Origin of the sequence: Actinoplanes rectilineatus (assembly GCF_000962825.1) — a bacterium.
In the GTDB taxonomy this organism is placed as follows: Bacteria; Actinomycetota; Actinomycetes; order Mycobacteriales; family Micromonosporaceae; genus Actinoplanes; species Actinoplanes rectilineatus.
Genome location: NZ_JZKF01000046.1, coordinates 21,552 through 48,478 on the forward strand (window position 1 = coordinate 21,552; position 26,927 = coordinate 48,478).

16 protein-coding genes are annotated in these 26,927 nt (G+C 72.2%); 4 read left to right on the forward strand and 12 right to left on the reverse strand.

Annotation, left to right across the window (positions count from 1 at the left end; translation table 11 throughout):
* Positions 1 to 427: 427 nt before the first annotated feature.
* The 3 genes from WH85_RS29180 to WH85_RS29190 form a co-directional block, all read right to left on the reverse strand.
* Positions 428 to 1,384 (reverse strand): DUF3152 domain-containing protein, encoded by a 957-nt coding sequence (locus tag WH85_RS29180; RefSeq protein WP_245674137.1) that lies wholly within the window; start codon positions 1,382 to 1,384, stop codon positions 428 to 430.
* A gap of 83 nt (positions 1,385 to 1,467) precedes the next feature.
* Positions 1,468 to 2,430 carry an alpha/beta hydrolase gene (locus WH85_RS29185; protein WP_045745235.1) on the reverse strand — a complete coding sequence of 321 codons (963 nt, stop codon included), beginning with the start codon at positions 2,428 to 2,430 and terminating at the stop codon, positions 1,468 to 1,470.
* Complete coding sequence (locus tag WH85_RS29190; RefSeq protein ID WP_245674138.1) at positions 2,430 to 4,535, reverse strand: Daple; 2,106 nt, start codon at positions 4,533 to 4,535, stop codon at positions 2,430 to 2,432. Before WH85_RS29190 ends, WH85_RS29185 begins: the two co-directional genes overlap by 1 nt.
* 237 nt (positions 4,536 to 4,772) lie before the next feature.
* On the opposite strand from WH85_RS29190, the gene WH85_RS29195 reads away from it, so the two are divergent.
* The 3 genes from WH85_RS29195 (at position 4,773) to WH85_RS29205 (ending at position 7,998) form a co-directional block, all read left to right on the forward strand.
* Complete coding sequence (locus tag WH85_RS29195; protein WP_045745237.1) at positions 4,773 to 5,432, forward strand: TetR/AcrR family transcriptional regulator; 660 nt, start codon at positions 4,773 to 4,775, stop codon at positions 5,430 to 5,432.
* Between the two features lie 37 nt (positions 5,433 to 5,469).
* Complete coding sequence (locus tag WH85_RS29200) at positions 5,470 to 5,694, forward strand: DUF3107 domain-containing protein (RefSeq protein WP_045745238.1); 225 nt, start codon at positions 5,470 to 5,472, stop codon at positions 5,692 to 5,694.
* 261 nt (positions 5,695 to 5,955) lie between these two features.
* Complete coding sequence (locus tag WH85_RS29205) at positions 5,956 to 7,998, forward strand: DEAD/DEAH box helicase (protein WP_045745239.1); 2,043 nt, start codon at positions 5,956 to 5,958, stop codon at positions 7,996 to 7,998.
* Positions 7,999 to 8,031: 33 nt separating this feature from the next.
* Here the strand turns inward: WH85_RS29205 and WH85_RS29210 are convergent, their stop codons facing one another.
* A complete protein-coding gene (locus tag WH85_RS29210) occupies positions 8,032 to 8,679 on the reverse strand; it encodes a biliverdin-producing heme oxygenase (RefSeq protein WP_045745240.1) in 648 nt (215 codons plus the stop codon).
* An 84-nt stretch (positions 8,680 to 8,763) separates the two neighbouring features.
* On the opposite strand from WH85_RS29210, the gene WH85_RS29215 reads away from it, so the two are divergent.
* On the forward strand, positions 8,764 to 9,897 hold the full coding sequence (locus WH85_RS29215) for a class I SAM-dependent methyltransferase (protein ID WP_045745270.1): 1,134 nt from the start codon (positions 8,764 to 8,766) through the stop codon (positions 9,895 to 9,897).
* A 102-nt stretch (positions 9,898 to 9,999) separates the two neighbouring features.
* On the opposite strand, the gene WH85_RS29220 is transcribed toward WH85_RS29215, so the two are convergent.
* The 8 genes from WH85_RS29220 to WH85_RS29255 form a co-directional block, all read right to left on the reverse strand.
* Positions 10,000 to 11,646, reverse strand: coding sequence for a hypothetical protein (locus tag WH85_RS29220; protein WP_045745271.1), 1,647 nt, complete (start codon positions 11,644 to 11,646; stop codon positions 10,000 to 10,002).
* Positions 11,647 to 11,651: 5 nt separating this feature from the next.
* The gene (locus WH85_RS29225; RefSeq protein WP_045745272.1) at positions 11,652 to 12,584 is read right to left on the reverse strand and encodes a sulfotransferase; all 933 of its coding nucleotides are present in this window, start codon (positions 12,582 to 12,584) and stop codon (positions 11,652 to 11,654) included.
* Positions 12,584 to 13,288 carry an alpha/beta fold hydrolase gene (locus WH85_RS29230; protein WP_045745241.1) on the reverse strand — a complete coding sequence of 235 codons (705 nt, stop codon included), beginning with the start codon at positions 13,286 to 13,288 and terminating at the stop codon, positions 12,584 to 12,586. The genes WH85_RS29225 and WH85_RS29230 overlap by 1 nt, the downstream gene beginning before the upstream one ends.
* A complete protein-coding gene (locus WH85_RS29235; protein WP_211275478.1) occupies positions 13,285 to 13,560 on the reverse strand; it encodes an acyl carrier protein in 276 nt (91 codons plus the stop codon). Before WH85_RS29235 ends, WH85_RS29230 begins: the two co-directional genes overlap by 4 nt.
* An 11-nt stretch (positions 13,561 to 13,571) precedes the next feature.
* Positions 13,572 to 18,200, reverse strand: a complete 4,629-nt coding sequence (locus WH85_RS53825; protein WP_157411272.1) for a type I polyketide synthase — start codon at positions 18,198 to 18,200, stop codon at positions 13,572 to 13,574.
* Positions 18,197 to 25,099, reverse strand: coding sequence for a type I polyketide synthase (locus WH85_RS29245; protein ID WP_045745243.1), 6,903 nt, complete (start codon positions 25,097 to 25,099; stop codon positions 18,197 to 18,199). Before WH85_RS29245 ends, WH85_RS53825 begins: the two co-directional genes overlap by 4 nt.
* A 509-nt stretch (positions 25,100 to 25,608) precedes the next feature.
* Positions 25,609 to 26,709: a hypothetical protein gene (locus WH85_RS29250; RefSeq protein ID WP_245674139.1), complete on the reverse strand. Its 1,101-nt coding sequence runs from the start codon at positions 26,707 to 26,709 to the stop codon at positions 25,609 to 25,611.
* The gene (locus WH85_RS29255) at positions 26,702 to 26,914 is read right to left on the reverse strand and encodes a heavy-metal-associated domain-containing protein (RefSeq protein WP_045745244.1); all 213 of its coding nucleotides are present in this window, start codon (positions 26,912 to 26,914) and stop codon (positions 26,702 to 26,704) included. The genes WH85_RS29250 and WH85_RS29255 overlap by 8 nt, the downstream gene beginning before the upstream one ends.
* Positions 26,915 to 26,927: the final 13 nt, after the last annotated feature.

Genomic DNA, 26,927 nt, shown 5'->3' on the forward strand with positions numbered 1-26,927 from the left:
GCTGCCTCGCGTGAACGATGGCGTTCCGTCCCGGCTCAACCGTTCACCTGCTTCCGTGCCGCGTACTCGCGTCCCGCGTGCGTCGGTCTGGGCCGCGACGTCAGCCTCACTGTCGACGCCGGTCACGCGTGCGGCCGCGGTCGGAGACAATCCGGCCAGCAGGGCGGCTTCGACGCGGGAACGTTCGGCGAGCGCACGCCGGTCGAGGATGGAATCATCCGGACCAGCGGGGCTATTTGTCGCGTTTGCCATAGCAAGCGATAGCCTGCCACGACTCGCCGCTTGTCACAGGAGTTTCGGATTTCCGCACCGGAATCCGGTCGTGGCCCCTCCAGCCCCACCCCGAACTCCCCGCACACCGCGGCGACCCGGCCGGGCCACGGGCCCACGAGGCCGGATCACACCGGCCGGCAGGAACAGCCGCGGATCAGAGGCGCGGACCGGAGAACGACCGGTCGTTGCGGCGCGGCCAGGAGTACGGCAGGCAGCCGCGCAACGTCAGCGTCTGCTGCACCATCACCGGCGCGGGACCGCCGGCCTTCGGGCAACCCTCGTGGCGATGCCCCAGTTCGTGGCCCACCTCGTGGTTGATCACGTACTGGCGGTACTGGGCCAAGTCGATCTTCGCCGACAGGTACGGGGTTGAGGACAGCCGCCAGCGGTCCAGATTGATGATCGCTTTGCCGGTCGTACGGCAGGACGTGTACGGCACCCCGTCGATCCGGATGTTGGTGCCACCGCGCAGGCACATGGCGCCCGCCGTCTGCCGGGTGGCCAGGTACACCGTGAAGTCCGCCTTCTCGGTGCCGGTCACCATCTGCAGCCGCAGTCTGCCGTCGCCGATCCAGCTGCGGTCGTCACCGAGGATCGCGCGGACCTGCTCGCCGAAGGCGGACACGTCCTCGCCGCTGCCCTTCTCCACCGCCACCCGGAAGCGGAGCAGGCTCCCCTTGGTGCCGAGCACGGGACTGCGCAGGTTCGCGTACGAGAACTCGCCGGAACCCCTGGTGGGCACCTTGCCGGACAGACGCAGCACACCGGGCGCCGGGAAGGTCGTGGCCGAGGGCGAAGCCGAGGCGGAGGTCTCCGACGGCACCGCCATGGTCTCGGTCGGCACCGGCGAGACCGCCGGGACGGGTGAGGTGTCCGCCGCCACCGGGACCTGCGGTACGTCCGCGGCGATCCGGTCACCGAGCAGTCCGGCGACGAGCACCATCAGCAGGGACGCGACTATCACCAGCCAAGACTTACGTGTTCTCTCCTCGGCTGTCAGAGCTTCGGCGGCGACCACCTGAGAGAGGTCGAACCTGGTGGCGCGGGCGACCATCCGGGGAAGGCCGACTTCGGTGGCGCGGCGGAACAGGGTGGCGAGACGGGCGATCATCGCGTTGCAGCCTGGCACACCCGGCCCCGCGTTCCCACCCGAGACAGACCTTAAGGACAAAGTTGTGCTGAGCAGCACATATCTCAGGCCGCGGTGGCGCGCACGTCGTCGAGCATGCCGACGACCGCCCGGGCGACCAGCCGCGGGACCTCCATCTGGGCGACGTGACCGACGCCCGGCAGGATGAGCAGACGGCCGTCCTGCACCGTCCGGGCCACCTGCGCAGGCACCCGGGGATCGACCAGCCTGTCGTTGAGACCGCCGATCACCAGGGTCGGCACCTCCACCCGCGAGGCGAGCCGCCACTGCGAGTTCACCCCGGGCAGATAGGCCCGCAGGAAACTGCTGACCAGGCCGCGCAGCGTGCCGAGGTAGGCCTTCGGGTAGTGGGCGACGGTGTACCGGAGCTGGATCTCCTCCATCGCCTCGGCCCGGCGTTGCGGATGCACCTTGCTGGTGTCACCGAAACAGGCGGCGAGCACCTGTTCGGCCATCTGCTCGGCGGTGAGCCGGGTCAGCGCCCAGGCCATCAGGCGTTCCGCGCCGGGCACCGCGAGCAACGGCAGGACCGGGCCCTGCGCGGTGCGGCGCGGATCCAGGAACGGCATCGCCGGCGAGACCAACGTGAGGGTACGCACGAGGTCCGGCCGTAACGCCGCCACCCGCACCGAGATCGAACCGCCGAGCGAATTGCCGATCAGGTGGACCGGCCCGCGGCCGTCCTGCTCGAGGTATTCGATGAGGATCGCGGCGAACGCCGGAATCGAGTATCGCGGGATGGCGTCGCTGTACCCGAAGCCGGGCAGGTCGACGGCCTGACCGTCGAGCCGGCCGGCGAGCAGCGCGGCGAGGTCGGTGAAGTTCTGGGACGAGCCGCCCAGCCCGTGCACGTAGACCGCGGGCTCGGCCCCCGGCGCGACGGCCGGAGTGTCGCGGACGTGCAGCATCGCGCCGCCGACCGTGACCCGGCGTGCGGGCCACGGCGGCGGTGCCTCTCCCTCTTCCGGCGACAGCACGCTGTCGTCGGCAAGCACCGCGCCTCTCATCACGCCAAGAGTGCCTCTAGTCGGCGGTTGACGGCGGCCAATGTGGCGCGAACCATCGCATGCCGATCGTCACCGGTCACCACGGCCGAGCCGGCCAGTTGCTCGACCCACCCGCCGGCCGACGAGAGCAGCAGCACCACGACGGCGACCTGCATCGACCCGAACGACACCTGGGCGGCGTGCTCGACGAAACAGCGGGCCGGCCCGTCGGTGTGCCGGGAGGTGGAGAGCAGGTCGTCGACCGCGCCGGCGGTGGCGGTGGCGCACAGGCGCAGGAGGTAGCCGTCGACCGCGGGGCCGGTGGCCACGCCGGCCGCGGTCCGTCCGCCGGCCTGCAGGCGCACCTCGACGGTGGCGTCCGCCCCGAACGTGTTGACGTGCACGTTCTCGATCACGACGCGGGGGCCGGGGTGGTCGCCCGGATCCAGCGGCCGGGCCTTGCTGCCGTCGAACGGCACGGCCGCAGCGGCGAGGTCGGTGGGCCTGGACCCCGCGCCACGATCACCGGCACGGGCAGTCGCGGCACGGTCGGTGGCCCGCGACGACCCGGTGAGGGACGACGCGGCGAGGTCGGCGGCTCGGGACGCCGACGGACGGTCCGTGACCCGGGCCGCCGCGGGTGACACCGGAGCCGACGACAACGGCGCCGGACGCGAGGGCGCGGCCGGGGGTGCCGAGGCGGGCGCCACCGGGGCCGGCGGTTGCGGTGGGAGCATCGGCTGCGGCGGCGCCGAGGCGGGTGCGGACGGCATCGCGGACACCGGCGCGGACGCCGAGGCGCGATTGATCTGACCGGGCACGAACGGGGCCGGGCCGGGACCGGGCGCCGGCCGGGACGGGGCGTTGCGGGCCAGGGCGGCGGCCAGGCCGTCGCCGGGCAGGTTGGCGTCCAGGCCCATCCGGTCCTGGAGCAGGCGGGCCACCTGGCGGCTCACCTCGGCCGGGTCGGCGCCGTCGGAGAGGTCCAGGCGCAGGCTGTGCGCGCCGGCCGGGGTGGTCCGCAGCGCGGCGTCGCGGACCCCGTCGACCTCGCGGACCGCGGCCAGGATGTCCTGGACGTCGAAGCCCTCCTGGCGTTCCTGCACCGGCAGCACGTCGCCGCGGCGCAGGTGCGTCGCGATGCGGGCCAGGGCGGGCACCTCGGCCGAGGGTTCCCCGGCGGGCGCCTCGGGAACGCCGGGCATCTCGAGCTGGCCCGGGACGCGCTGCGGGAGAGCGCCGTTGGCCTCGGCCTCCGCATCGGCGGCGGATCCCGCGGAAAGCGGGGATCCCGCGGAAAGCGGGGAGGCGGGCGAGGCGGGTGCCTCGGGCTCACCGGCGAATCCGGGGAACGAGGTCGGGGCCGGCTCGAACGACCGGCGGCCGAAACCGGGCGAGTCGTACGCCGACCGGACCGCGCCGGTCTCCTCGTCGGTCGGCAGTTTGTCGCCGACCAGGGCGCTGTCCACCCGGAGACCCTGCGAGAGGGTGTCGCTGACCAGGGCGTGCCGGGAGCGTTCCGGACGGTCCGTGTCGTTCTCCTCGGGCTGCGCCCAGCCGGGACGGCCGGCCGGCATCGGCGGGCGCGCCATCGGCACCGAGGCGCGCTGCGCCGCCGGGGACGGCCCGCGGTAGGAGTCGTCCAGGTCGCCCTCGTACGGGTACGGCGGGGCGCTGCTCGGTGAGGGCGCGTCGAAGCCGCGTGCGCCGGCGCCGGACGTCGGGGCGGGGCCGTGTCCCGGGCCGTCGGGTCCGGGAGCGCGCCGCCGGCCGAGGATGTCGGCGAGACGGCCGCGTTCGGACGTCCCCTGCCAGGTCTGCTCGCCGGCAGCGCCGGGGGTCTGCCAGGTCTGCTCGCCCGGAGTCGCCCCGTTCGGGGTCTGCCAGGTCTGCTCCCCCGGTGCTCCCGTCCCGGAAGGGGGAATCTCGGGAGAATTTTCCGGGTAGCCGGACGGTGCCGGGATGCCGGACGCGGGCGCCGAGCCATAGGTGCGTTCGGGTGGGAACTGCTGCCGGCCGAAGCCACGCGTGTCCGACGAACGCCGCCATGTCGGCACGTCCGCCTCCTGCTCCGCCGCCGTGCCCGCGTTCGTCCACGGTCCGTCGGCGTTGGCCCAGCCGTTCACCCGTGTGCGGTCACGCGAGTCGGCACCGTTGCCACCCACTGCGGCTCCGGCGTCTCCGGAATGCCCTGTTTCATCCACCGCGTGCTCCTCGCTCGCCCCCGCTGAGGCTACCGTGTGGTTGCAGTGGCGATAAGTTGCAGCGTCGCGACAATTGCCCGCACGACCGCGACAAGCGCCGATCCGGGCAGTCCGATACGACAAACCGCGGGGACCCGACCCCCTGGAGGTTCGAAAGAAATGACCGCTGCGTCCAGCGGGGCACCGCCCACCCGCCCCACCCGTCTGCCACGTTCGGCCCGCCGCAAGCAGCTTCTGGCCGCCGCGCAGCAGGTCTTCGTCGCCCACGGCTACCACGCCGCGGCGATGGACGACATCGCTGAGAAGGCGGGCGTCTCGAAGCCCGTCCTCTATCAGCACTTCCCCGGCAAGCTCGAGCTCTACCTGGCGCTGCTGGACACGCACTGCGACGCGATAATCGCCAAGGTGCGGGGTGCGATGCTGGCCACTCCGGACAACAAGGAGCGGGTGAAGGGCGCCGTCCGGGCGTATTTCGACTTCATGGACCACGAGAGCGAGGCGTTCCGTCTCGTCTTCGAGTCGGACCTGCGCAACGACCCGCAGGTGCGCCAGCGGGTCGAGCGGGTCGAGCAGGGCTGCATCGCCGCGGTGACGGACACCATCATCTCGGACACCGGGCTGCGTCAGGACCAGGCCGAGCTGCTCGCCTCCGGGCTCGCCGGGGCCGCCGGACAGGCCGCCCAGTTCTGGTTGGCGAACGGCCGGCGTACGCCCAAAGCTGAAGCCGAGGCCCTCGTCGCCGCTCTGATCTGGCGTGGGATCGCCAGCTTCCCGCTCCAGGGCGGTTCAACGGCCGGTACGCCGCCGGAAATCGGATAGCCTTTCGATCGGTAGACGGTTGACAGAGGAGGGCCCCGTGGAGGTCAAGATCGGCGTGCAGCAGACGCCGCGTGAGCTGGTGCTGGAGAGCGCTCAGACCCCGGCGGAGGTCGAGCAGGCTGTTTCCGAGGCGCTGGCCAAGGACGGCATCCTGTCGCTCACGGATGAAAAGGGCCGCAAGGTGATCATCCCGGTCGCCAAGCTGGCGTATGTGGAGATCGCCGAGGCGACACACCGCCCCTTCGGGTTCACGACCCGCTGAGGGCGAAAAACACAGTTGCCGGGAGGGCACCCTGGTCCCAGGGTTCCCTCCCGTAACTTTGCTCTCCGGTGCGTCTGCCTCCTGGTCGGGTAGACTGGCGCTGTCGCCGTTCTCGTCGATCTGTCAAATCGACCGAGCTGGGGTTTTCACCACACGGCGACCGCGCGTGCGGCCCGCTTCTGGCGTGTGGCCCGCGCCCTACACAGACCGCGCCCCAGAGACACCGACGGGCGCACCACGAGAGGGCACCCGTAAAACTTCATGACCGACAATGAGCAAGCTCTAGTTCCCGTGACCAGCCGTGCTCCGGTTCGTCCGGACAGCCCGACGTTCGCCGATCTCGGCGTCCGGGCCGAGACCGTGGAAGCCCTGGCCCAGGCCGGCATCACCCACGCGTTCGCCATCCAGGAGTACACCCTTCCCATCGCCCTGCGCGGCACCGACCTGATCGGTCAGGCGCCGACCGGCACCGGCAAGACCCTCGGCTTCGGTCTGCCCCTGCTCGAGCGCGTCCTCGCCCCGTCCGAGGGCGCCGACGGCCAGCCGCAGGCCCTGATCGTCGTGCCGACCCGTGAGCTGGGCATCCAGGTGGCCCGTGACCTGGCCGCCGCGGGCAGCACCCGCGGCGTGCGGGTGCTGGCGATCTACGGCGGTGTGGCCTACGAGCCGCAGGTCGACACCCTCAAGAAGGGTGTCGAGATCCTGGTCGGCACCCCCGGCCGCCTGCTCGACCTGGCCAAGCAGAAGCAGTTGAAGCTCGGATCCGTGCGGGCCCTGGTGCTCGACGAGGCCGACCGGATGCTCGACCTGGGCTTCCTGGAGGACGTCGAGAAGATCCTGGCGATGCTCCCCGCGCAGCGTCAGACGATGCTGTTCTCGGCGACCATGCCGGACCCGATCGTGGCGCTGTCCCGCCGGTTCCTGCGCAACCCGATGACCATCCACGCCGGTCACACCACGGAGAGCGCCGCCTCCCCGCTGACCAAGCAGGTCGTCTACCGCACCCACCCGCTGAACAAGCTGGAGATGGTGGCCCGGATCCTTCAGGCCCACGGTCGCAGCCTCACGATGATCTTCACGCGGACCAAGCGGGCCGCCGACCGGGTCGCCGAGGACCTCGACTTCCGCGGTTTCGCGGTCGCGGCGGTGCACGGTGACCTGGGCCAGGGCGCACGGGAGCGTGCGCTGCGGGCGTTCCGCAGCGGCAAGATCGACGTGCTGGTCGCCACCGACGTCGCGGCCCGTGGCCTGGATGTGTCCGGTGTCACCCACGTGATCAACTACGACTGCCCGGAAGACCCGGAGACCTACACCCACCGCATCGGCCGGACCGGCCGCGCGGGCGCCACGGGTGTCGCGGTCACCTTCGTCGACTGGGAGGACATGCCGCGCTGGGTGCTCATCGACAAGTCGCTCGGGCTGAGCATGCCCGAGCCGCCGGAGACGTACCACACCAGCGCCGCGCTCTACGCCGACCTGGACATCCCCACCGACATCTCGGGCACCCTGCCGACCGCCGAGCGCAGTCGTGCCGGGCTGTCCGCCGAGGTCGAGGAGGACCTGGGCACCGTCGGCCGGCGCCGCGACGGTGGGCGCAACAGCCGGACCCGTTCCGGCGGACGGCCGCCGCGGGCCGGCTCCGCGCCGGCCGAGACCCCGGCCGCCGAGGTGGAGACCTCCGACCGTCCCAAGCGCCAGCGTCGCCGGCGCCGGGTGGTCGAGGACGAGGCCGCCGTCACGGGTACGCCCGCGGCCACGCCCGCCACCGCCCCGGAGACTCCGGCGGTGACCCCGCCGGCCGAGGCACCCACCGGTGCGACCGACACGGCCGGGGCACCCGCCGGTGCGACCGGCACGGCCGCCGCCGCGACGGAGACGGCCGCGCCGCGGACCCGGACCCGGCGTCGCCGGTCGGCCGCGACCACCATGCTGTTCTCCGACGTGACCGAGGGCGGCGACACCGCTCCGGCGCCGGCCGAGAAGGCCACCGAGACGATCACGGAGAAGGCGGAGAACGCCCCCGCGACCGTCACGGAGAAGGCGGAGAAGGCCCCCGCGACCGTCACGGAGAAGGTCGAGAAGGCCGCCGGGACCGTCGTGGAGAAGGCGGAGAAGCCCGCCCGGGCCGCTCGCAGGACCGCCGCCAAGGCCGCCGAGAAGGTCGTCGAGGCAGCGGAGAAGGTCGTCGAAGCCGTCGCCGGCACGCCCGCCGAGGGCGAGAGCCCCGCGCCGCGCCGTCGCCGCCGCACCCGCAGCACCGCCGAGGCGGCCGACACCGCCGAGGCCGGCGCCACCGAGGCCTGATCGAGGTCGAGAGGGCACGTCGACCGTGCCCTCTCAGGACCAGATCCGGCCCAGTTCGTCCAGCACGTCGACGTTCAGCCGGTAGGCCGCCGACACCTCGTCGATGAAGGCGTCCTGCTCGGCGTGTGACCACGGTGCCGCGTTGAGCCGGTCGCGATAGTGCGCCCGGAACATCCCCGGATCCACGCCGTCGAAGACGAAGAACCGATGGCCCTCCCCGCGGAACCCGTACGCCTGCACCACCGCCTGGCCGAGCCACTGCCCGCCGGACAGGTCGCCGAGGTACCGCGTGCAGTGATGCGCCACGAACCCGCTGGCCCGGTCGAAGGCCGCCGACCGGATCCGGGTGCAGTACGTCGTCGTGGCCGGCAGCGCCGTGATCCGGCTCTGCCAGCGCGGACCGTACAGAAACCGCAGGTCGGCTTCGAGGGCCGGGAGCCGGACCAATTCCGGGAAGACGAACCGGCCGGCCACCGGGTCGTCGGCCATCGCGGACGCGGCCGGCTCAAGCGTCTCGTAGATGAACCAGTGCTGCGCGGCCAACTCGGCGTAGGCGGCCATCGGCAGGGCACCAGCGGCCAGCAGATCGACGAACGCGCTGCGCCGCGACTCCAGCTGGGTGCGTTCGCGCAGCCGCCAGGAGAGCTGACGCGTCTGCGACGGGTCTGCCGTCAACGACAAGGTTTCACCTCCGGTCCGCCGAACAAAATACCCCCGATGCACAGCCCCGTGGGTGCTCCGAACGTCCCGGGCAGAATGGTCGTCATGCCAGAACCGCTCGATCAAGTATTGGCCGAGGTCCGCGAGTTGCTGCTCGCGCCGGGTCTCACCCGGGCCGTGGCGGCCGGCCGTCGCCGCGGGTCGGCGCCGTCGGTCGTCCGGGCCCAGGTGCGCCCGGTCACCCTCAAGCACGGGCGGAAACTCCAGATCGTCACCGACGACGGTGCCCGCCCGTTCACCCGTAACGTCGCGCCCGGCGACGAGGCCGCCGAGGCGGTCGACGCGCTGCTGGCCGAACCGTTCGGCAACTGGCACGTGGAGACCGAGTCGGCGACCGTCCAGGTGCGTGTCACCAAGAAGGGTGACGCCCAGGTGCACCGGGCGGGCGCGGTCGCGCCGGCGACGCCGCAGGAGCACGACCGGGCGAAGCAGTGGCTGCTCGACCCGGGTGATCCGCTGTTCGAGGTGATCGGTGGCAACGCGGCGAAGCGCCGGCAGATCGACGCGTTCCTGCGGGCGCTGGCCGCGACGCTGCCCGAGGAGTTGCCGACGCCGCTGCGCGTCGTCGATCTGGGGTGCGGCAACGCCTATCTGACCTTCGCCGCGTACCGCTATCTGGCCGGCCGGGGCGCGCAGGTCCAGGTCGTGGGGGTCGATGTCCGTGAGGATCAGCGGGTACGCAACAGCGACGTCGCGACCAGGCTCGGATGCTCCGCCGACGTGACCTTCGTGGCGGGCACGATCGAGGACGCGGAGCTCCCGTTCACGCCGGATCTCGTGCTCGCCCTGCACGCCTGCGACACCGCCACCGATCAGGCCCTGGCCCGCGCGGTGCGCTGGGAGTCCCGCTGGGTACTGGCCGCGCCGTGCTGCCACCACGACATCGCCGCGCAGCTCAAGGGCAACCCGGCGCCGTCGCCGTACGCGGAGGTGACCCGGCACGCCATCCTGCGGGAACGGTTCGCCGACGTGCTGACCGATTCGCTGCGGGCCGGCCTGCTGCGGCTGAACGGCTACCGGGTGGACGTGGTGGAGTTCATCGACTCGGCGCACACCCCACGGAACCTGATGCTGCGGGCGCGGCGGACGGACGCCGCCCCCACCGAGGATCAGCGCGCCGAGTACGACGCGCTGACCACCCAGTGGGGCGTGAAGCCCGCCCTTGCCGCAATGCTCTAACCCGTGTGTTGATTTGGGGCGCGTAGCGCGCCCCAAATCAACACAGCCAGAAGCGTGTGTTGATTTCGGGCGCCCTGGGCGCCCGAAATCAACACACCGGGGTCAGCGCTTCTTCTTCTTGAGGGAGAGCAGCTCCCAGCCGCCTTCGGGCATGTCGTCGGTGGGGTCGGCGCGCAGGTTCATCGGGTTGGCCATCCCGATGAAGAGTCCGTCACCGTCGACGATCATGTTGCGGATGCCGTAGTTGAGGTAGTTGCCCAGCCCGTTGGTGTCGATGGCGGTGGCGGGCTGGTCCGGTGCGGGGAACATCCACAGGTCACCGCCGAACTCGGCCGGGTCGGGCCCGGTGGTGCCGTCCGGGACCAGGTTGTGCACCAGGTAACTCCAGTCCATCGTGCCGACGAAGAGTCTGCCGTCGGTGACCGCCATCCGCCACGTGTAGTTGTTGAACGCGTGACCGAAGCCGGACGTCCCGTACACCGGGGTGTAGTTGGTGGAACCGGCCGACCAGGTGCCGGCCGTCGTGTTGTAGACGGGCAGCTGGGTGGCGCCGTACAGCAGTTGCACCTCCTGCTCGGCGGTGCCCAGGTTGCGCCCCCGGAAGATCGAGATCGCCCGCTGGGTGTACCGCACCTGGAGCTTCTTCGCCTCCTCGGTGGGCTGCGGGAACAGCTTCTGGTGCACCTTCGTGGCCTTGGTCGGGACGTGCATGGTGCCCCAGTACAACCATCCGCCGTACGAGGCGACACCGCCGAGCCCGTAGGTGGCCGCGGTGATCCGGTCCGGCTCGTACGCGCCGACGTTCCACACCTGCGCCCAGCCGGCCGCGTCCTCCGGGTTCAGGCCGGGTGCGCCGTCGGCGAGCGGCGGGCTGATCCAGACGCCGGCCATCTTGGCGGTCGACGTGCCGGAGCCGTCGGCCGGCCAGCTGGTGGCGGCGATCCGCCCGTCGTGCACGGACAGGTCGGCGGCCTGCACGGGCAGGTCACCGACCGAGACGAAGTCGAACGGCGACGACTTCGATCCGGTCCAGCGGACCACCGCCCCGCCCAGCGCGCCGTTGCGGCCGATGCCCACGCCCAGGTACAGCGCCTTGCCGTGCTGCAGGAAGGTTCGGATGTTGCCGTACTCGTCGTAGGTGTGCGAGCCGAGGAACCGTTTGGTCTTCGCGTCGAACGCGAACATGTTGAGCCGCTGGTCGGTGGTGGGGCCGCCGAGCAGCACCACGTCCTTGAAGTTGCCGGCGGCGCGCAGCCCGATGGTGTGTGCCAGCCGGTACGCGTCGTCGGCCGAGGCGCGGGTGATCTCCGACGACTTGTTCACCGACTTCTTCGTCTTCGCGTTGTAGAGCCAGACCTGCGGGGCGCGCATGTCGCCGACGGTCACCGGGATCTCCGGGTCGTTCTTCACGATCTGGCTCTCGCCGTACTCGCAGACCCAGTCCTCGTTGACGACCGGCACGATCACGCCGATGGTGGCTCCGGTGGTCAGGCAGTGCACGTTCGCGCCGGTGCCGAACCAGACGTCGTCGCCGGTCTTGGTCAGGCCCCAGACGTACGCCTGGTTGACCTTGGCCTGTCCCTCGGCGCAGGGCGGCCCGGCCGGATAGACCACGCCGACGCCGTTGAAGCACTCGTCGGCCTTCGCCTTGGCGAGCAGCTTCATGTCGTATCCCGGCTCCGCGGACTGCGCATACGCGGGCGCCGCGGCCGAGGCCACGGCGAGAACCACGCCGGCGGCCAGCGCCATCAGTTTCACCGAGCTGTCTCCATTCGCTTCACACGGGCGGAGACCCGGTCGGCCCATCCGGCCGGGTCGTCGAAGAGCAGGAACTCGCCGACCTCGGTGAGCCGTGCCACCGGGTCGAGGAGGAGGTCCTCGTAGGCGAGGGTGTGCAGCATCGCGGGCGGCGTGTCGGCGAGCGCCTGCTCGGCCTGGCCGCTCATGAACGCGCAGAGGTGCACGTACCGTCCGGGGTCGGTGCCGCGTTCGCGCAGCCGTTCGGCGGTGATCCGCTCCGGCATGTAGGGCAGCATCTCGGCCGGCACCTCGTCGCCGGGCCGCACCTGGAACGGGTCGATCCCGTACCGGTTGAGGGCTTCGACCCGCAGCTGCACCATCTGGAACGACGAGTGCCGGCTCATCGACTTCGCGGTGTCCACCCAGTTGCGGGTCAGGTAGACGATCCGCGCCTCCGGGTAGCTGTCCAGCAGCACCTTGGCGATCTGGCTGGACCCGCCGGACCGTTCCACCCAGCGCCGCCGGCCGAGCAGGCCGGCGAGCAGGTCCAGGAAGAGGGCGTGCTGGCGGGCGAGGCTCTGCCGCGGGAAGTCCGGCACCCGGGCGGCCAGCCGGTCGTAGAGCGCGTCCGGGTCGCCGGTCAGCTTGGCCAGGGTGATGCCGAGGATCCGTGGCATGTCCTGGCCGTCGGACACCCACCGGCCGGTCGGCGGGTAGTGCCGGACCTCCTTGGGGGCGAGACCGATCCGGAACAGGGTGGCCACGTCGGCGCGCGGGCTGGCGAGCAGCTCCCAGTACTCCTGGCCGGACATCTCCGCGGTGCTGTCGCGCCACGGCATGGACATGAAGAACTCCTGGGCGGAGAGGGTGTCCGGCTCCTCGTGCACCAGGTCCGACAGCAGCGTGGAGCCGCATCGGCCGTTACTGATGATGATCGATCGCTCCATCACTGTCCTCCATGGAATTCGGTGCGCAGCCAGTCGGTCACCGCGGCCCGTACGTCGTCCGGCCGGTCCACCAGCAGGGTGTGCCGTTCACCGGGGAACACCCGGGTCCGCACCCGGGGCAGCAGCAGCCGCGCCTCCCCGGCCATGTCGTGCACCGGGGACCGTCCGCCGTACAGGCAGAGCACCGGGCAGGCGATCGCGGACAGCGAGGACGGCTCGGGCAGCGTGCTCTCCGGCAGTTCGGTGCGCAGCCCGGTGGCGACCAGGGCCGGCTGCCGGACGCGCAGACGCCGGCGCATCCGGTCGAACCAGTCCACCGTCGGCGGGCTCGACTCGACGGCGACGATCCCGGACACCCGCTCCGGGTGGCGGGCCGCGTAGCCGAACGCCACGGTGCCGCCGAACGAGTTGCCGAACAGCAGGACCGGCTCCGGCTCGGGGGCCAGCAACGCCTCCAGGTCGTCGACGAAGTCGGTCAGCGCGTACCCCGCGGGTGGATGTTCGCTGCGGCCGTGACCACGCAGATCCTGGAGCAGAACCCGGAAGCCCTGTTCGACGAGCGGGTTCGCCAGGGTGAAGTACCAGCTGGCCATGGTGTCGGCGGCCAGACCGTGCAGCAGGACCGCGGTGGGCGGCGACAGCACGCCGGGTGGGGTCAGCTCCTGGACGTGCAGCCGGATGCCGTTGGCCTCGACGAAGCTCACCGGCTCGCCCCGACGATGTGGTCCACGAGCTGGCCGACCCGCAGCTCGCCGACCGAGGCGACGTCGAGGGTCGCGACGAACCGGGCGAAGTTCACCTCGGTGTAGCGGGCCTGCAGCCGGCCGGCGAGCGCGACGACGTCGATGCTCTCCATGCCGAGGTCGTCGCGGAACGTGCTGGCCGGGGTGATCGGGGTGTCCGGCTCGAGGTCGCCGAGCACGGTGTGCAGGATCCGGGTCACCTCGGCGGTGACCGATGCGGTGTCGACGGGCATGACAGGTCTCCTCATGACGGCTCCGGACCCCAGGTCCAGGCGACGGTGTAGCGGCGCGGGGGCAGATCCGGCGGGTTGCCCACCTCACGGTGGGCGACGGTGTACGTGCGGCCGCCGACCCGCACGGTCAGGCCGTCCACACCGGATCCGGTGACGGCGAAGTCCCGGGGACGGCCGCCCAGCCCGGTGCCCTCGGCCTTGGCCGCGGCCTCCTTCGCCGCCCAGAACCGGGTGAACCAGAGATCCCGGCCGCCGTCCGCGGAGAGCCGCCCGAGCAGGGCGATCTCGGCGTCACCGCAGGCCAGGCGGATGGTGCTATCGTCGACCGGATTGATCTCGGCGGCGTCGATGCCGACGCCGGGACCGTCCGGGTCGTCGCCGGGACCGTAGGGGCGGGCGATCGCCACACCCAGATCCGCGCAGTGCGCCAGCGAGACGTCACACGGGCGCAGACCCCGATTCTCGCGTACGGCGACACGCGGCCGCCCGTTCGGTTCGTTGGTGACGGTCAGCTCGATCGGGTACACGTCGGTGTGCCCGGCCTCCCACTGCCGGAACCGCACCGCGTCCTTCACCGCGATCCGTCCGAGCAGCCACTGTTTGCGGGTCGCCGGGGGTTTGCCCTCGTACTCGCGTCCGCCGTCGGCGCCGAGGATGCCGCGGGCCGCCATGCCCCGTGTGACCAGGTCGGTCCAGTACTCGTAGGCGAGCGTCCAGCCCTCCGGCTGCGGCTGCGACATGGCGTGCCGCTGCGGGAAACGCTCGGCGATCCGGGCCGTCGGGTGACTGTCGAACCGGCGGTCCACCACACCCTCGATGACCGCCCAGACCCGGCCACCGGACGACAGCTGGGCGTCGCCGACGATCTGGTCGTGGTCGCAGACCCGGATCCGGGCCACCACGTCCAGGACGGTGCCCGGCGGCGGGAGCGGCCCGGCGAAGCTGACCCGGCCCAGCCGGACCGGCAGGGCGACCGTCCGGTTCGGCTGGGTACTGATGATCCAGTTCCCGATCAGCTGGAGCGCGTTGTCGAGCACCGCGCCGGGCACCGCGGTGGCGGTGACCTGGCCACGGACGTGCCGGTCGCCGAACGCGTGCACGGCGGTGACCGCCTGGAACAGCGGGCCGTGGAACATCAGGCGTTCGGCGTACATCCGCTCGGCGCTGATCGTGGCGGGCCGTTCGGAGGCCGGATCGTGGCGCCAGACGGCGGTGCTCGGCGCCGGATAGTCCGGGGCCAGTTCCACGGTGGACCGGGCGTACGCGCCGAAGACCACATCGACCTCGTTGCGCCCGGACGGCCGGACGGTGATCTCGACGTCCTGGGCGGGCGCGGCGATCAGCCACCGGTTGAAGCGGGCGTCCCGGATGGCGACCGCGCGCATGCCGGGGGCGGCTGCCGCGGCGGCGTCGAGCATGTGCTGGGCGACCGTGGTGGCCGGGACGACCGGCCAGCGGTCCTCGGGTTCCGGCCAGTCGTCGGGGAGGGCGTAGAAGCAGTGGTCCTTCAGATAGGGCATGGCCTGCATGGAGACCGTCAGCACCGATCGCCGTTCGGACGACGAGGCCGGGCGGGCAGGGTTCGCGGGCGGTGTTGCGGCCGGTCTTGCGAGCGGGCTTGCGGGCGAGCTTGCGGCCGGTCTTGCGACCGTTCTTGCGGGCGGGTTCGCGGGCGGGTTCTTCGCCGCGGAGATCATGGTGACCGCGTCGGTGGCCGTCTCCTGGAGGAGCGCGGCCAGCTCGGCCGCGGCACTGGAATGCCCCGCGAGCTGGCGCAACGCACCGAGCATCGTGTCGGTGGCCGCCACTGGGGCCGGCTCTTTCGAGACCGGCTCTTTCGAGACCGGCGCCTTCGAGACCGGCGGCGGCAGAGCCTTGGCCGGCGGCGCCGGGGGCATGGGCGGATGCGGTCGCGGCCGGGAAACCGGTGGAGCCGGCGCAGTGGTCGGATGCGGTCGCGGGCGGGCTGTGCGGGAGATGTTCAGGACCTGGGCGGCGTCCGTACCCAGGGAGAGTTGCGGACCGCCCAGGTCGAGCCGGACCGCCGGGCCGGTCCCGGCCTTCGGCATCGCCACCCGGGCACCGTCCACGGACCGCGCGGGGCCGCTCTCGAGCGGGCCGAAGTCGGGATCGGCGCCCTCCACCCAGAGGGCCGCCGCCACCCGGCGCAACTGGTCCAGGCCGGAACGGCGGGTCACGTTCACCGGCATCGCCAGGTGGTCGCGACCGGCCAGGTTGTCGCTGATCAGCGAGGCCAGCTGACCCGCGCCGACCTGGAGGAACACCCGGAACCCGGCGTCGTACGCGGCCGCGATCGTCTCCCGGAAACGGACCGGAGTGATCATGTGACGGATGAAGGTCTCGCCGACCCGGGCCGGATCGGCGGCCGGGAACGGCGCGGTCAGGGTGGCCGACCAGACCGGCGCGTCCGGTTCGGTGATCTCGAAGCGGCCGAGGGCCTCGCCGATCGCGCGCAGACCCGGCTCGAACGCCGGCGTGTGGAAGGCCGACCGGAACGGCAGCGCCTGGCACATGATCCGACGGTCGCGCAGGTCCTCGACGAGCCGGTCGACCATGCCGCTCGGCCCGTTGACCACCACCTGGCCGGGCGCGTTGTCGTGGGACAGCACCACGCCCGGATAGTCCGCCAGCACCGGCGCGATGTCGGCGGCGCCCGCGCCCACGGCGGCGAACGCGTGCCCGGCGACCTCGACCGACTGCGCGTCGAAGGCGTGCAGGAACTCGTCCACACCGCGGGCGCTCATCAGGCCGCTGACCCGGGCCGCCGTCCATTCGCCGAGGCTGTGTCCGGCGTACCCGTCAGGTCTGATTCTGATCTGCCGCAACGCGGCGGTGAGCAGCACGCCGGCCTCGACCAGTCCGGTGCCGTGCCGGCCGAGGTCCGCCGAGGACCACTCCCGGTCGGGTAGTCCGAACCGGGCCGCGAGGTCGGCGGTCCGCGGCGCGAACTCGGCCTCGACACCCGGATAGACGAAGAGCACCCGGCCGCCGCCGGTCAGCAGCGGTCGCGGGGCGAACCAGATGTCGCGCCCGCCACGCCACGGCTCCCCCTTGCGGACCAGGCGCCCGGCCAGGGCCAGTCGCTGTCCGGTCGGGTTCGCCACCGCGACCCGGCAGGGACCGTCGCCACCCGCACGTCCGGCGGCGACCCGGTCCGCCAGCTCGGCGGGGTTCGCGGCGGCCGCCCGCAGGATCCGTTCCGGTTCGCTGACCACCGCCGACCGGGCCGGTGGCGTCCACTGTTCGAGGATCACGTGCGCGTTGATGCCACCGAAGCCGAACGCGTTCACCCCGGCCCGTCGTGGACCGTCCCAGGTCCGGGCCTTGTCGATGGTCGCGAAGCGGGTGTCGGCGAGCTCCCGGCGCGGGTTGTCCACGTGCAGCGTCGGGAGCAGCACCCCGTGGTGCACGGCGAGCGCCGCCTTGATCAGGCCGGCGATCCCGGCGGCCGGCATGGCGTGCCCGATCATCGACTTCACCGAGCCGACCACCGCCCGGGAGCCGCCCCGATGCGGTCCGAAGACGGTGGCCAGCGTGGTCAGCTCGGCCGCGTCCCCGGTCGGGGTGGCCGTGCCGTGTGCCTCGAGCAGGCCGATCGCGTCCGGGGCGGTGGGGTCCAGACCGGCCGCCGCCCAGGCCCGTTCGATCGCGAGCACCTGGCCGGAGGTGGCCGGGTTGAACATGCTCGCCGACCGGCCGTCGCTGGAGACACCGGTCCCGCGGATCACCGCGTAGATCCGGTCGCCGTCGCGTTCGGCGTCGGCCAGTCGTTTGAGCACCACCATGCCGGTGCCCTCACCGATCAGCAGACCGTCGGCGGCCGCGTCGAACGGCCGGATCCGGCCCTGCCGGGACAGCGCCCCGAGCTGCGAGAACACCGACCAGAAGCTGATGTCGTGCACGTGGTGCACACCACCGGCGAGCACCACGTCGAGCTTGCCCGCGGCCAGCTCGGCGATCCCCTGGTCCACGGCGAGCAGCGACGACGCGCAGGCGGCGTCCACCGTGTACGCCGGGCCGCGCAGGTTGAGCCGGTTCGCCACCCGGGACGCGGCCAGGTTGGGCACCAGACCGATCAGGTTCTCCGGCTGGCACGGGCCGAGCTGCTCGTCGAAGCGGCGGCGCACCGCGGCGACCTGGTCGTCGGTGAGGCCGGGGATCAGTTCGCGCAGGATCTGCACCATCTGGGTGGGCAGCCGCACTCGTTGGGCGTGCCGGGCCTGCCCCGGGCTGAGCGTGCCGCCCCTGCCGACGATCACACCGATCCGGTCGCCGGTGGGCATCCGCTCACCGCCTCCGGCGTCCTCGATCGCCGCGGTCGCCACGTCCAGCATGAGCAGCTGGTCGGGCTCGATGTCGTCGACCGAGTTCGGCATGATCCCGTAGCGCAGCGGCTGGAACGTGGCGAACTCGTCGACGACCCCGCCCCGGTTGCAGTAGAGCCGGTCGGGACGGTCGGCGTTCGGCGGGTCGTAGTACGGTCCGCCCCAGCGTGCCGCCGGGACCTCGGTGATCGCGTCCCGGCCCTCGGTCAGGTTGCGCCAGTAGGTGCCCAGGTCGCCGGCGCCGGGCAGGATCGCGGCCATCCCGACGATCGCGGTCGGTTGCACGGCGCTCACCAGCCCGAGGCGGTGTAGACGACCGAACCGTCGGTGCCGAAGGCGAGCTCGCGCATCAGGGCGAGCGCGCCCTCCTCGGGGTCGATCAGGTCGATGCCGCGGCGGGCGTACTCCTGGGTGAGCTCCGGGGTCACCATCCCGCCGTGTCCGGAACCGGGTGCCCACGGACCCCAGTGGACGGTGAGCAACCGTTGACCGGTCCGTCCGGACCAGCGGGCGCCGAGCGAGTCCAGCGCGTCGTTGGCCGCCGCGTAGTCGCTCTGGCCGCGGTTCCCGTACGCGGCCGCGATGCTGCCGAAGAGCACCACGAACCGGGCCGGCGCGTCCAGCGCGTGCATCGCGTCCAGCACGTTCACGGCGCCGTCCACCTTGACGCCGTAGACCCGGGCGAACGACTCCGGAGCCTTGTCCGCGATCAGCTTGTCCTCGATGATCCCGGCCGCGTGGACGACACCGTCGATCCGGCCGTGCTCGTCGTGGATCTTCTTGATCAGGTCCCGGGTCGCGGACGCGTCCCGGACGTCGACCGCGTGGTAGCGGACCTCGGCGCCGAGGTCGCGCAACTCGGCCATGGTCGTCTCGACCTCGCGGGCGGCCAGGATCGCGCTCGCGGTCCGCTCGATCTCGGCCGGCGAGCGCATCCCCCGCCGGGCCAGGGCGCCTCGCAGCGCCGCTCTGTCCATTCCGGGCGGGAAGTCCGGGTCGGCCGACGACTCCGGGAGCGGGGTCCGCCCGGCCAGCTCGATCCGGCAACGGGCCGACGAGGCCAGCAGCCGGGCGAACCACGGGGTGATCCCGCGGGCGCCGCCGAACAGCACGATCACCGAGTCCGGTTCGAGGCCGATCGCGCGGGCCTCGGCGGTGCCGTCGCCGACCGGCCCGGCGCCGCCGTCGGCGAGCACGCCGAGGCCGCGGGCCGCGAGGTCGTCACGGAACCGGCCGTCCGGGGAGTGCAGGACGATCGGCGCCGGGACGGATTCGCCCAGCTCGGTCATCAGGAGCGGGGCGAGCGCCTCGTCGGTGATCTCCGGATCGGCCTCGACGTACCGGGCCACTACCCCCGGGTACTCGCGGGCGATCGTGCGGAACAGGCCGCGGAGTCCGTCGGTGCGCTCCCCGGGGCGGCCGGCGGCGATCAGCCACCGGACCTTCCCGCTGGTCAGTGCCGCCCGCAGCAGGGGGAAGGCGTCCGGGAGCATCGGGGTGCCGGTGGTCAGCAGCCCGTCAAGCAGGATGACGCCGTCGGCGTCGCCCGGGTCGTCGTCGAACGTGGCGGTGGAACCGGTGGCGCCCGCGTCGGCCAGCGCCTGGGTCAGCGGGGCGAGTGCCCCGGTCCCGCCGGTCACCAGGAACGTGGTCCCGGTCAGGTCGGCGGGAGCGCCGGTGGTGCCGGCCGGATGCCAGACCGGCACCAGTCGCTGGGGCGCCTTGCCCAGCCGGGACTCGTCACCCGCGCCGGCCTCCGGCGCGGGCTCAGTAAAATCCGGCGCCCCCACGGCGGCGGCACCGGCAGCGGGGGTGCTGATCCGGTCGGTCAGCCAGTCGGCCATGGCCCGCACGGTCCGGGCCCGGATCAGGTCCTCCAGGTCGGTCTCGCCGCCGTCGCCGGTCAAACCGAGCCGGACGGCCACCTCGCCGGCCACCTCGGCCCGCTTGATCGAGTCGACGCTCAGGTCGGCTTCCAGGTCGAGGTCCAGTTCGATCAGCTCGACCGGGTATCCGGTGCGGTCGCTGATCACCGCGAGGACGGTGCCGTGAACGTCGAATCCGCCGGATCTCTCCGGCACAGGGGTCTCGAGGGAGGGCTGTTCGTAGACCGGCTGTGCGTAGACCGGCTGTTCGTAGACCGGCTGCTGGAGGGCCGGCTGCTGGACCGGTTGCTGGACCGGTTGCTGAACGACCGGCTGCTGGATGACCGGGGCCGACTGATAGACCGGCGCCGGCGCCTGGCCGAGGAAGGCGAGCATCACATCCCGCTGGGACGTGATCATCTCGCGGGTGGTCCGCAGGTACTCGGCGAGCAGCGCGCCCGGTCCGTCCTGCGTCTGCTGAGGGGCGGTCGTCATGATCAACTCCTGAGTGATGAGCCGGGCAGGGCGGAGCCCACCGGGAAGGCAGGATCCGTCCGGGTCACGGACGAGATGGCCGTCGACGGTCCACATCGGCCGGGTCGCCTTGTCGTCTCCCCGGCCGTCCTCCGAGGATCGGCCGTGGAAGAGCCAGCCGGTGTCCACCGGGACACCGGCGCAGGCCAGTTGGGCCAGCGCGAGCAGGAAAGCGGTGATGCCGTCACCGGACCGGCCGTCGACCGGCACGGCCAGGTGCGGGCGGTCACCGAGCACCGCCCCGACCAGGCCGGTGAGCACCTGACCCGGGCCGGCCTCGACGAAGATCCGGGCGCCGGCGGCGTACATGGCCTCGATCTGGTCGGCGAAGCGGACCGGGGAGGCGACCTGGGCGGCCAGCTCCGCGCGGACCCCGTCAGCGCCGGACGGGTAGGCGTCCGCGGTCCGGTTGGCCCACACCTCACCGGCCGGCGCGACGATCTCCCTGGTCGCGAGCACCGCGGCGAACGTCTCGCTCGCCGCCGCGACCACCGGGCTGTGGAAGGCGCAGGCCACCGGGATGGGCCGCGCGGTCACCCCGGCCGCACCGAGCGCCGCGGAGGCGGATCCGACCGCCGCGCTCGGACCGGAGATCACCACCTGGCCGGGGGCGTTGTGGTTGGCCAGGACGACCGACCCGGCCAGCCCCGCCGCCGTGAGAACCTCGGTGATCCGTTCCGGGGCGGCGCCGACCGCGGCCATCGTGCCCGGGTCGTCACCGGCGGCGGCGAGGATCGCGGCGGCCCGTTCCCGGCTCAGATCCAGCAGCGTGGCCGGGTCGAACGCGCCGGAGACGCAGAGGGCCACCAGTTCGCCGTAGCTGTGGCCGGCGGTCATGTCCGGGCGTACGCCCACCCGGCGCAGCAGATGGTCGGCGGCGAGACCGCCGATGCCCAGCGCCGGCTGAGCGTTGCGGGTGTCGCGCAGCCGGTCCTTCTGCGCCCGGCCGGTCTCGGTGTCGAAAGCCGCCGGAGGGAAGAGCAGCTCCGCGAACTCCGGCCGGAGATCGAGGTAGTCGCGCAGCTCGGGGAAGGCGACGAACAGGTCGGCCAGCGCACCCGGGCGCTGACTGCCCTGCCCCGGGAAGAGGAACGCCACCCGGCCGGCGTCGTCACCGGACTCCACCGGCTGGACCAGGCCGCGCGCCGGATCGTGCTCGCCCTCCAGCGCCCGGGTCAGCAGCGTGGTCAGCTCGTCCCGGTCGTGGGCGACGATCGCGATCCGGACCGGTCCGGCGCCGGCCTGCGCGGTCCCGGCCAGCTCCCGCAGCGTCGTCCCCGGCTCCCCGAGCAGATCCAGGATCCGGCGCACCCCGCGATACGCGGCCGTCCGGTCCGCACCCCGGAAACAGAACAGCTCGGCCGGCCAGGCGGTACGCGCGTGCCGCACCCCGGTCGAGGCCGGATGCGCCGCCAGCACCGCGTGATAGTTCGTGCCGCCGAAGCCGAACGCGCTGACGCCGGCCACCCGTTCACCGGCCGGCACGGTCCACGGACGCGCGCCGGTGTGGAAGGCGAACGGGCTGGTCTCCGCCGACCACGCCGGATTCGGGCGGGTCAGGTGGATGGTGGGCGGCTTCACCCCGTGGTGCAGGGCGAGCGCCGCCTTGATCACACCGGCCAGTCCGGCGGCGCACTTGGTGTGCCCGATCTGCGACTTGACCGACCCGAGCGTGCACGACCCGGGTTCCGCGCCCGCCTCGGTGTAGACCCGGGTCAGCGTCTCCAGCTCGGTGCGGTCCCCGACCACGGTGCCGGTGCCGTGCGCCTCGACCAGGCCCACGTCGCGGGGGCTGAGGCCGGCGGAGGCGTACGCCCGGTCGAGCGCCCGCCGCTGCCCCTCGGCCCGCGGGGCGGTCAGTCCGAGCGCCCGCCCGTCGCTCGCCGCGCCCAGGCCCTTGACCACGGCGTACACCCGGTCGCCGTCGCGTTCGGCGTCGGCGAGACGCTTGAGCACCACGGTGGCGACGCCCTCGCCGAGCGCGATCCCGTCGCCGGTGCTGTCGAACGTCCGGCAGCGGCCGGTCGGGGAGAGCGCGTGTGCCGAGGTGAACATCAGGTAGTCGTTGATGCCGTTGTGCAGGTCCGCTCCCCCGCAGACGACCAGGTCGCTGCCGCCGGCGGTGAGTTCCTTGCAGGCGGCGTCCAGGGCGGCCAGCGACGAGGCGCAGGCCGCGTCGACGGTGAAGTTGGGGCCGCCCAGGTCGAGGCGGTTCGCCACCCGGCCGGCGATCACGTTGGCCAGCACGCCGGGGAACGAGTCCTCGGTGATCGCGGGGAGCTGGTCGTCCATCTCGGACGGCAGGTCACCGAGGTAGCCGGGCAGGGTGGTCCGCAGCGTCTTGGCGGCGGCCAGGTCCCCGCCGGCCTCGGCGCCGAACACCACGCCGGTCCGGGAGTGGTCGTGGTCCTCGTACCCGTATCCGGCGTCGGCGAGTGACCGGGCGGCGACCTCCAGGGCCAGCAGCTGGGTGGGGTCGATGCTGGCCAGGGCGGACGGCGGGATGCCGTACCGGATGGCGTCGAAGCGCACCGGGTCGATGAAGCCGCCCCACTTCGACACGGTGATCCGGCCGGCCTGGCCCGGTCCGACTTCGGGGGCGTAGTACGTCCCGATGTCCCAGCGTCCCGTGGGGATCTCGGTGACGGTGTCGACGCCGTCGAGAATCGTCCCCCAATACGCCGATAAATCTCCTGACCCCGGAAAAATGCAGGCCATTCCGATGATCGCGATGTCAAGCGGGCCCGCGGCAGCGGCTGAGGCAGCGGCGGACGCCTCGGCCGCCGGACGGGTGAGCAGCGCGACGGCGCCCGACGTGACCGATGCGTGCAGGTCCGCGATCGTGGTCACCTCGTCGCGGAGCACCGCGACCTGACCGGCCATGAACAGTCCCTCGTCGGACTGTCGGCTCTCGTCCACCGTGATCAGCTGATCGCCCTGACGGCGCAGGCCCTTGCTGGCCACCCGCAGACGGCCCACGTTCAGCGTCTCCAGCTGCTCCCAGACCTGCCGGTGATCGACACCGGCGTCGGTCAGGCCGTCCCGCAGCGCGTGGAAGTCGTCGACGAACTTGCTGCTCAGGCACCGGGTGGCATGACCGGGCGCGGTCTCCAGCAGCGCGGTTTCCTGAGCCCGGACCGCCTCCCGCTGGAACAGCGGCTGGATCGCCCCGTGCCGCACGGCCTCCTCGGTGAACAGGTAGGCGGTGCCCATCAGCACGCCGATCCGTACCCCGCGGGCGGCGAGCGGCGCGGCGAGCACCGCCACCATCGCGGCCGACCGGGCGTCGTGCACTCCCCCGGCGAAGAAGATCTGGATCTCCTCGCCCTCTTTCCGCGGGTGGCCATCCAGGTGCTCCGCCAGCACGCCGAGCTGCGCCTCCCACAGCGGGAAGCTCGCGCGCGGACCGACGTGACCGCCGCACTCGGCGCCCTCGAAGACGAACCGCCGCGCGCCGGCCTGCAGGAACTGCCGCAACAGGCCCGGCGACGGCACGTGCAGGAAGGTCCGGATGCCCTCCGCCTCAAGCGCCTTCGCCTGCGCCGGCCGGCCACCCGCGATGATCGCGAACGCCGGCCGAACCCGCCGGATGACCTCGATCTGCGCGGATTTGATCTCCTCCGGCGCGAACCCGAGCACGCCGACACCCCAGGGGCGGGTGCCGAGGGCCTCGGCCGCGCCGGTCAGCATCTTCTCGGTGCGGGCCGCGTCGGCCAGGGCCAGCGCCAGGAACGGCAGGCCACCGGCTTCGGCGACGGCTGCCGCGAAGGCCGGCTCGTCACTGACCCGGGTCATCGGCCCCTGCGCCACCGGGAGCTCGATGCCCAGGTCACGGGCGAGCGGACTCCCCGGGGCGAGCAGACCGGCCGCCGTCTCGTCGCTCACCGCTTCGCGGATCGCGCGATGGATCGCCCGGATCGCCGTGCCCATCTCCGGCCATTTTTTCGTGTACGCCGCCGCGAGCGCGCCGTCCTGACCGACTCCGATCATCCCGCCCGTGGTCCGCAGCACGCGCTGCCCGTCCACGGTGGTGACCTCGGTGCCGTCCATCCGGGTGATCAGGGCTCGGGCGTCGCCGGGCAGTTCCGCCTCCGGCATCAGCAGCAGCTGACTGTCCAGCAGGACACCGGCGGCTCCGCCGGTGACCGCGGCCGCGGCCGTCCGCGGGCCGATCCCGCCGGCCGCCCAGACCGGCGGCAACCCCGGCCGGCCCTGGCGTCCCGGCGCCTCGTCCTCGGGCTCGTCCTCGGTGTCCTTCTCCTGCTTGTCGCCCTGTGGCGTGCCCGGACCGTCCTCGGGGCCGTCGGACGCCGTGTCGTCGATCGGGCGGGCGGCCATCAGTTTCTGCAGCAGGACGAAGGTGCTCAGGTCGCTGGACCGGCCGCCGGACTCCATGCCCCGGGCGATCAGACCGGCGGCTCCGGCAGCGGCGGCGGCGTGCGCCTCACCGACGTCGGTGACCTCGGCCAGCACGTGGTGGTCGCGGGCCAGAGCGGCGACCGGCCAGGGCGAGTCGGCGGGGAGGACGAGCGCCGCCGGGGGCCCGCCCAGCGCGGTCAGCACCTGGTCGACGGTGGCGGCACAGCCGGCCGGGACGCGGACGCCGATCGGGCCGGTGGCCCGGGCGGCCGCCTGTCTCAGCAGTCGCAGGGTCCAGGACGTTCCACCGCCCAGGTCCACGACGGCCAGGGCGCCGGCGGCGGTGGCGGCCGCCGCGGCGAACGGACTCGGCTCGAGGCCCGTACCGCCGGTGACGACGATGACGAGCTGGTTTTTCGAGGGCGTGGTTCTCATCGGACTCCCGCTCCATCGCGCTATGCATACAGACCTTTCGATCTGACACTCCGTGAAAGTTAGCGACGGTCGGTTACAGATTAGTTAACCAATCTTGATCGACATAGTCCTATTTGGATGGCGACCCGAGGGTTAACCCTTGCGTTTGCCCTGTTCATATCAGCCGAGGCGGCTTTTGCCATACCACGAGGCAAATGAAGTTGACCTATAGGAATTCAAAGAGTAATTGCATTTGTCGTCACTCTTCGCAGTGTTCGCGACGGCACGTGTCGCCTACCCGCTGGTAGCAACGATGATCGCCGAGCACATCCAGTAAACAGATCGTTCTCGATGTCTTGACAGTTGTCACCGCCGTCGACATGACCGATTCGGCATGACTGATCGAGGAAATTCCCGGCCTTGACACGACAAATATGTGCACGTGCACAGCCGGTGCACAGCGACCTCATAGACCTGTGAGAAAGGGGCGACGAACGCCGTCCTCCGTCAGCCGGGAAACAGCCTCGCCGTCAGCTGACGACGACGGTCCACGCCGCCGTGGAGACCCGGCCGGCGACCTGGAAGTCGAAGAACATCCGGTACGTGCCGGGGCTCGGCGCGGTCATCCAGAACTTGACCTTGCCGTCCACCAGTTGCGTCTCCGGGTGCACGTGGACGTACCCCAGGTCGCCCTGCCGGATCACCACCAGGTGGCCGAACGCCCCCAGATACGGCTCGACGGTCTCGGGACGGCCCGCCGCGTCCGTGACGGTCATCAGCAGAGGTTGGACGGCGGTGGTCACGGGCGTTCCCTCGTACCCCACGGAATGACCGGAAGTGGCCACCTGCCGGACCGGATCGGGAAGAGTGACCGGCGCATAGCCGCCGGCGACCGTCAAGTCCGTGCCCAGCGTCGTCGCGATCTGGCTGCCGCCGACGAGCGCGGTGAAGTCGGCGACCATCCGGTAGATGCCGGGCTCGGCGAGCGTCAGATCGATGCTCCACGTGCCGTCCGGGGCCATCTCCGGGTGCAGATGCTGAAAACCGGTCAGGTCACGGCGCACCACGATCAGGTGCAACGGTTTGTCGTGCACCACCGAGAACGTGGTCACCGGCGCACCGCCCGGACCGGCGATGGTGAACTCGAGACGCTGCGCCTGCCCGGCGGCGAAGCTGGTGGTGACCGGGGTCAGAGTGAGACCGCTCGCACTCAGCGAGAGCCCGCCGACCGCGGCGCCCGCCGCGGCCCCGATGACCGGAACGCTCGTGCCGTGCGTGTGCGGCCGGCTCTCGTCGACGACGGTGGCCTGCGGCGCGGGCTGCTGCGCGGCAGGCATGGCGGACGCGGTGGTCCCGTTGTTCAGGCGACCGAGGCCGTAACCGGCGAACAGCACCACGATGAGCAGCGCGCCGAACGCCGCGAACCGGAACCCGGGACCGTCCGGCTGCCGCGGGAGACCGGCGTCCGCCCGCAGTTCCGCCTCGGTGTACATCCGGGCGGCCTTCTCCGGCTCGATGGCGGAGTGCTCCGAATCGATGGCGGGCTGATCCGGATCTGCGGCGGACTGATTCGGATCGGTGGCGGGCCGCCCCGGATCTGCGGTGGGCGTCGTCTCGGTGTGCTCAGGCATCCGCGAGCTCGTAGCCGGCCTCGTCGACCGCCTCCCGGACCGCCTCGGCGTCGAGCGGCGTGTCACTGGTCACGGTGACCCCGCCGGACGGCAGATCCACCAGCACGCCGGCGACGCCCGGCAGCGCCGAGATCTCCGTGGTCACGGCCTGGACGCAGTGCTCGCAGGTCATGCCGGTCACGGTGTAGGTGCTGGTCACAGCCATATCGCCAACCCTT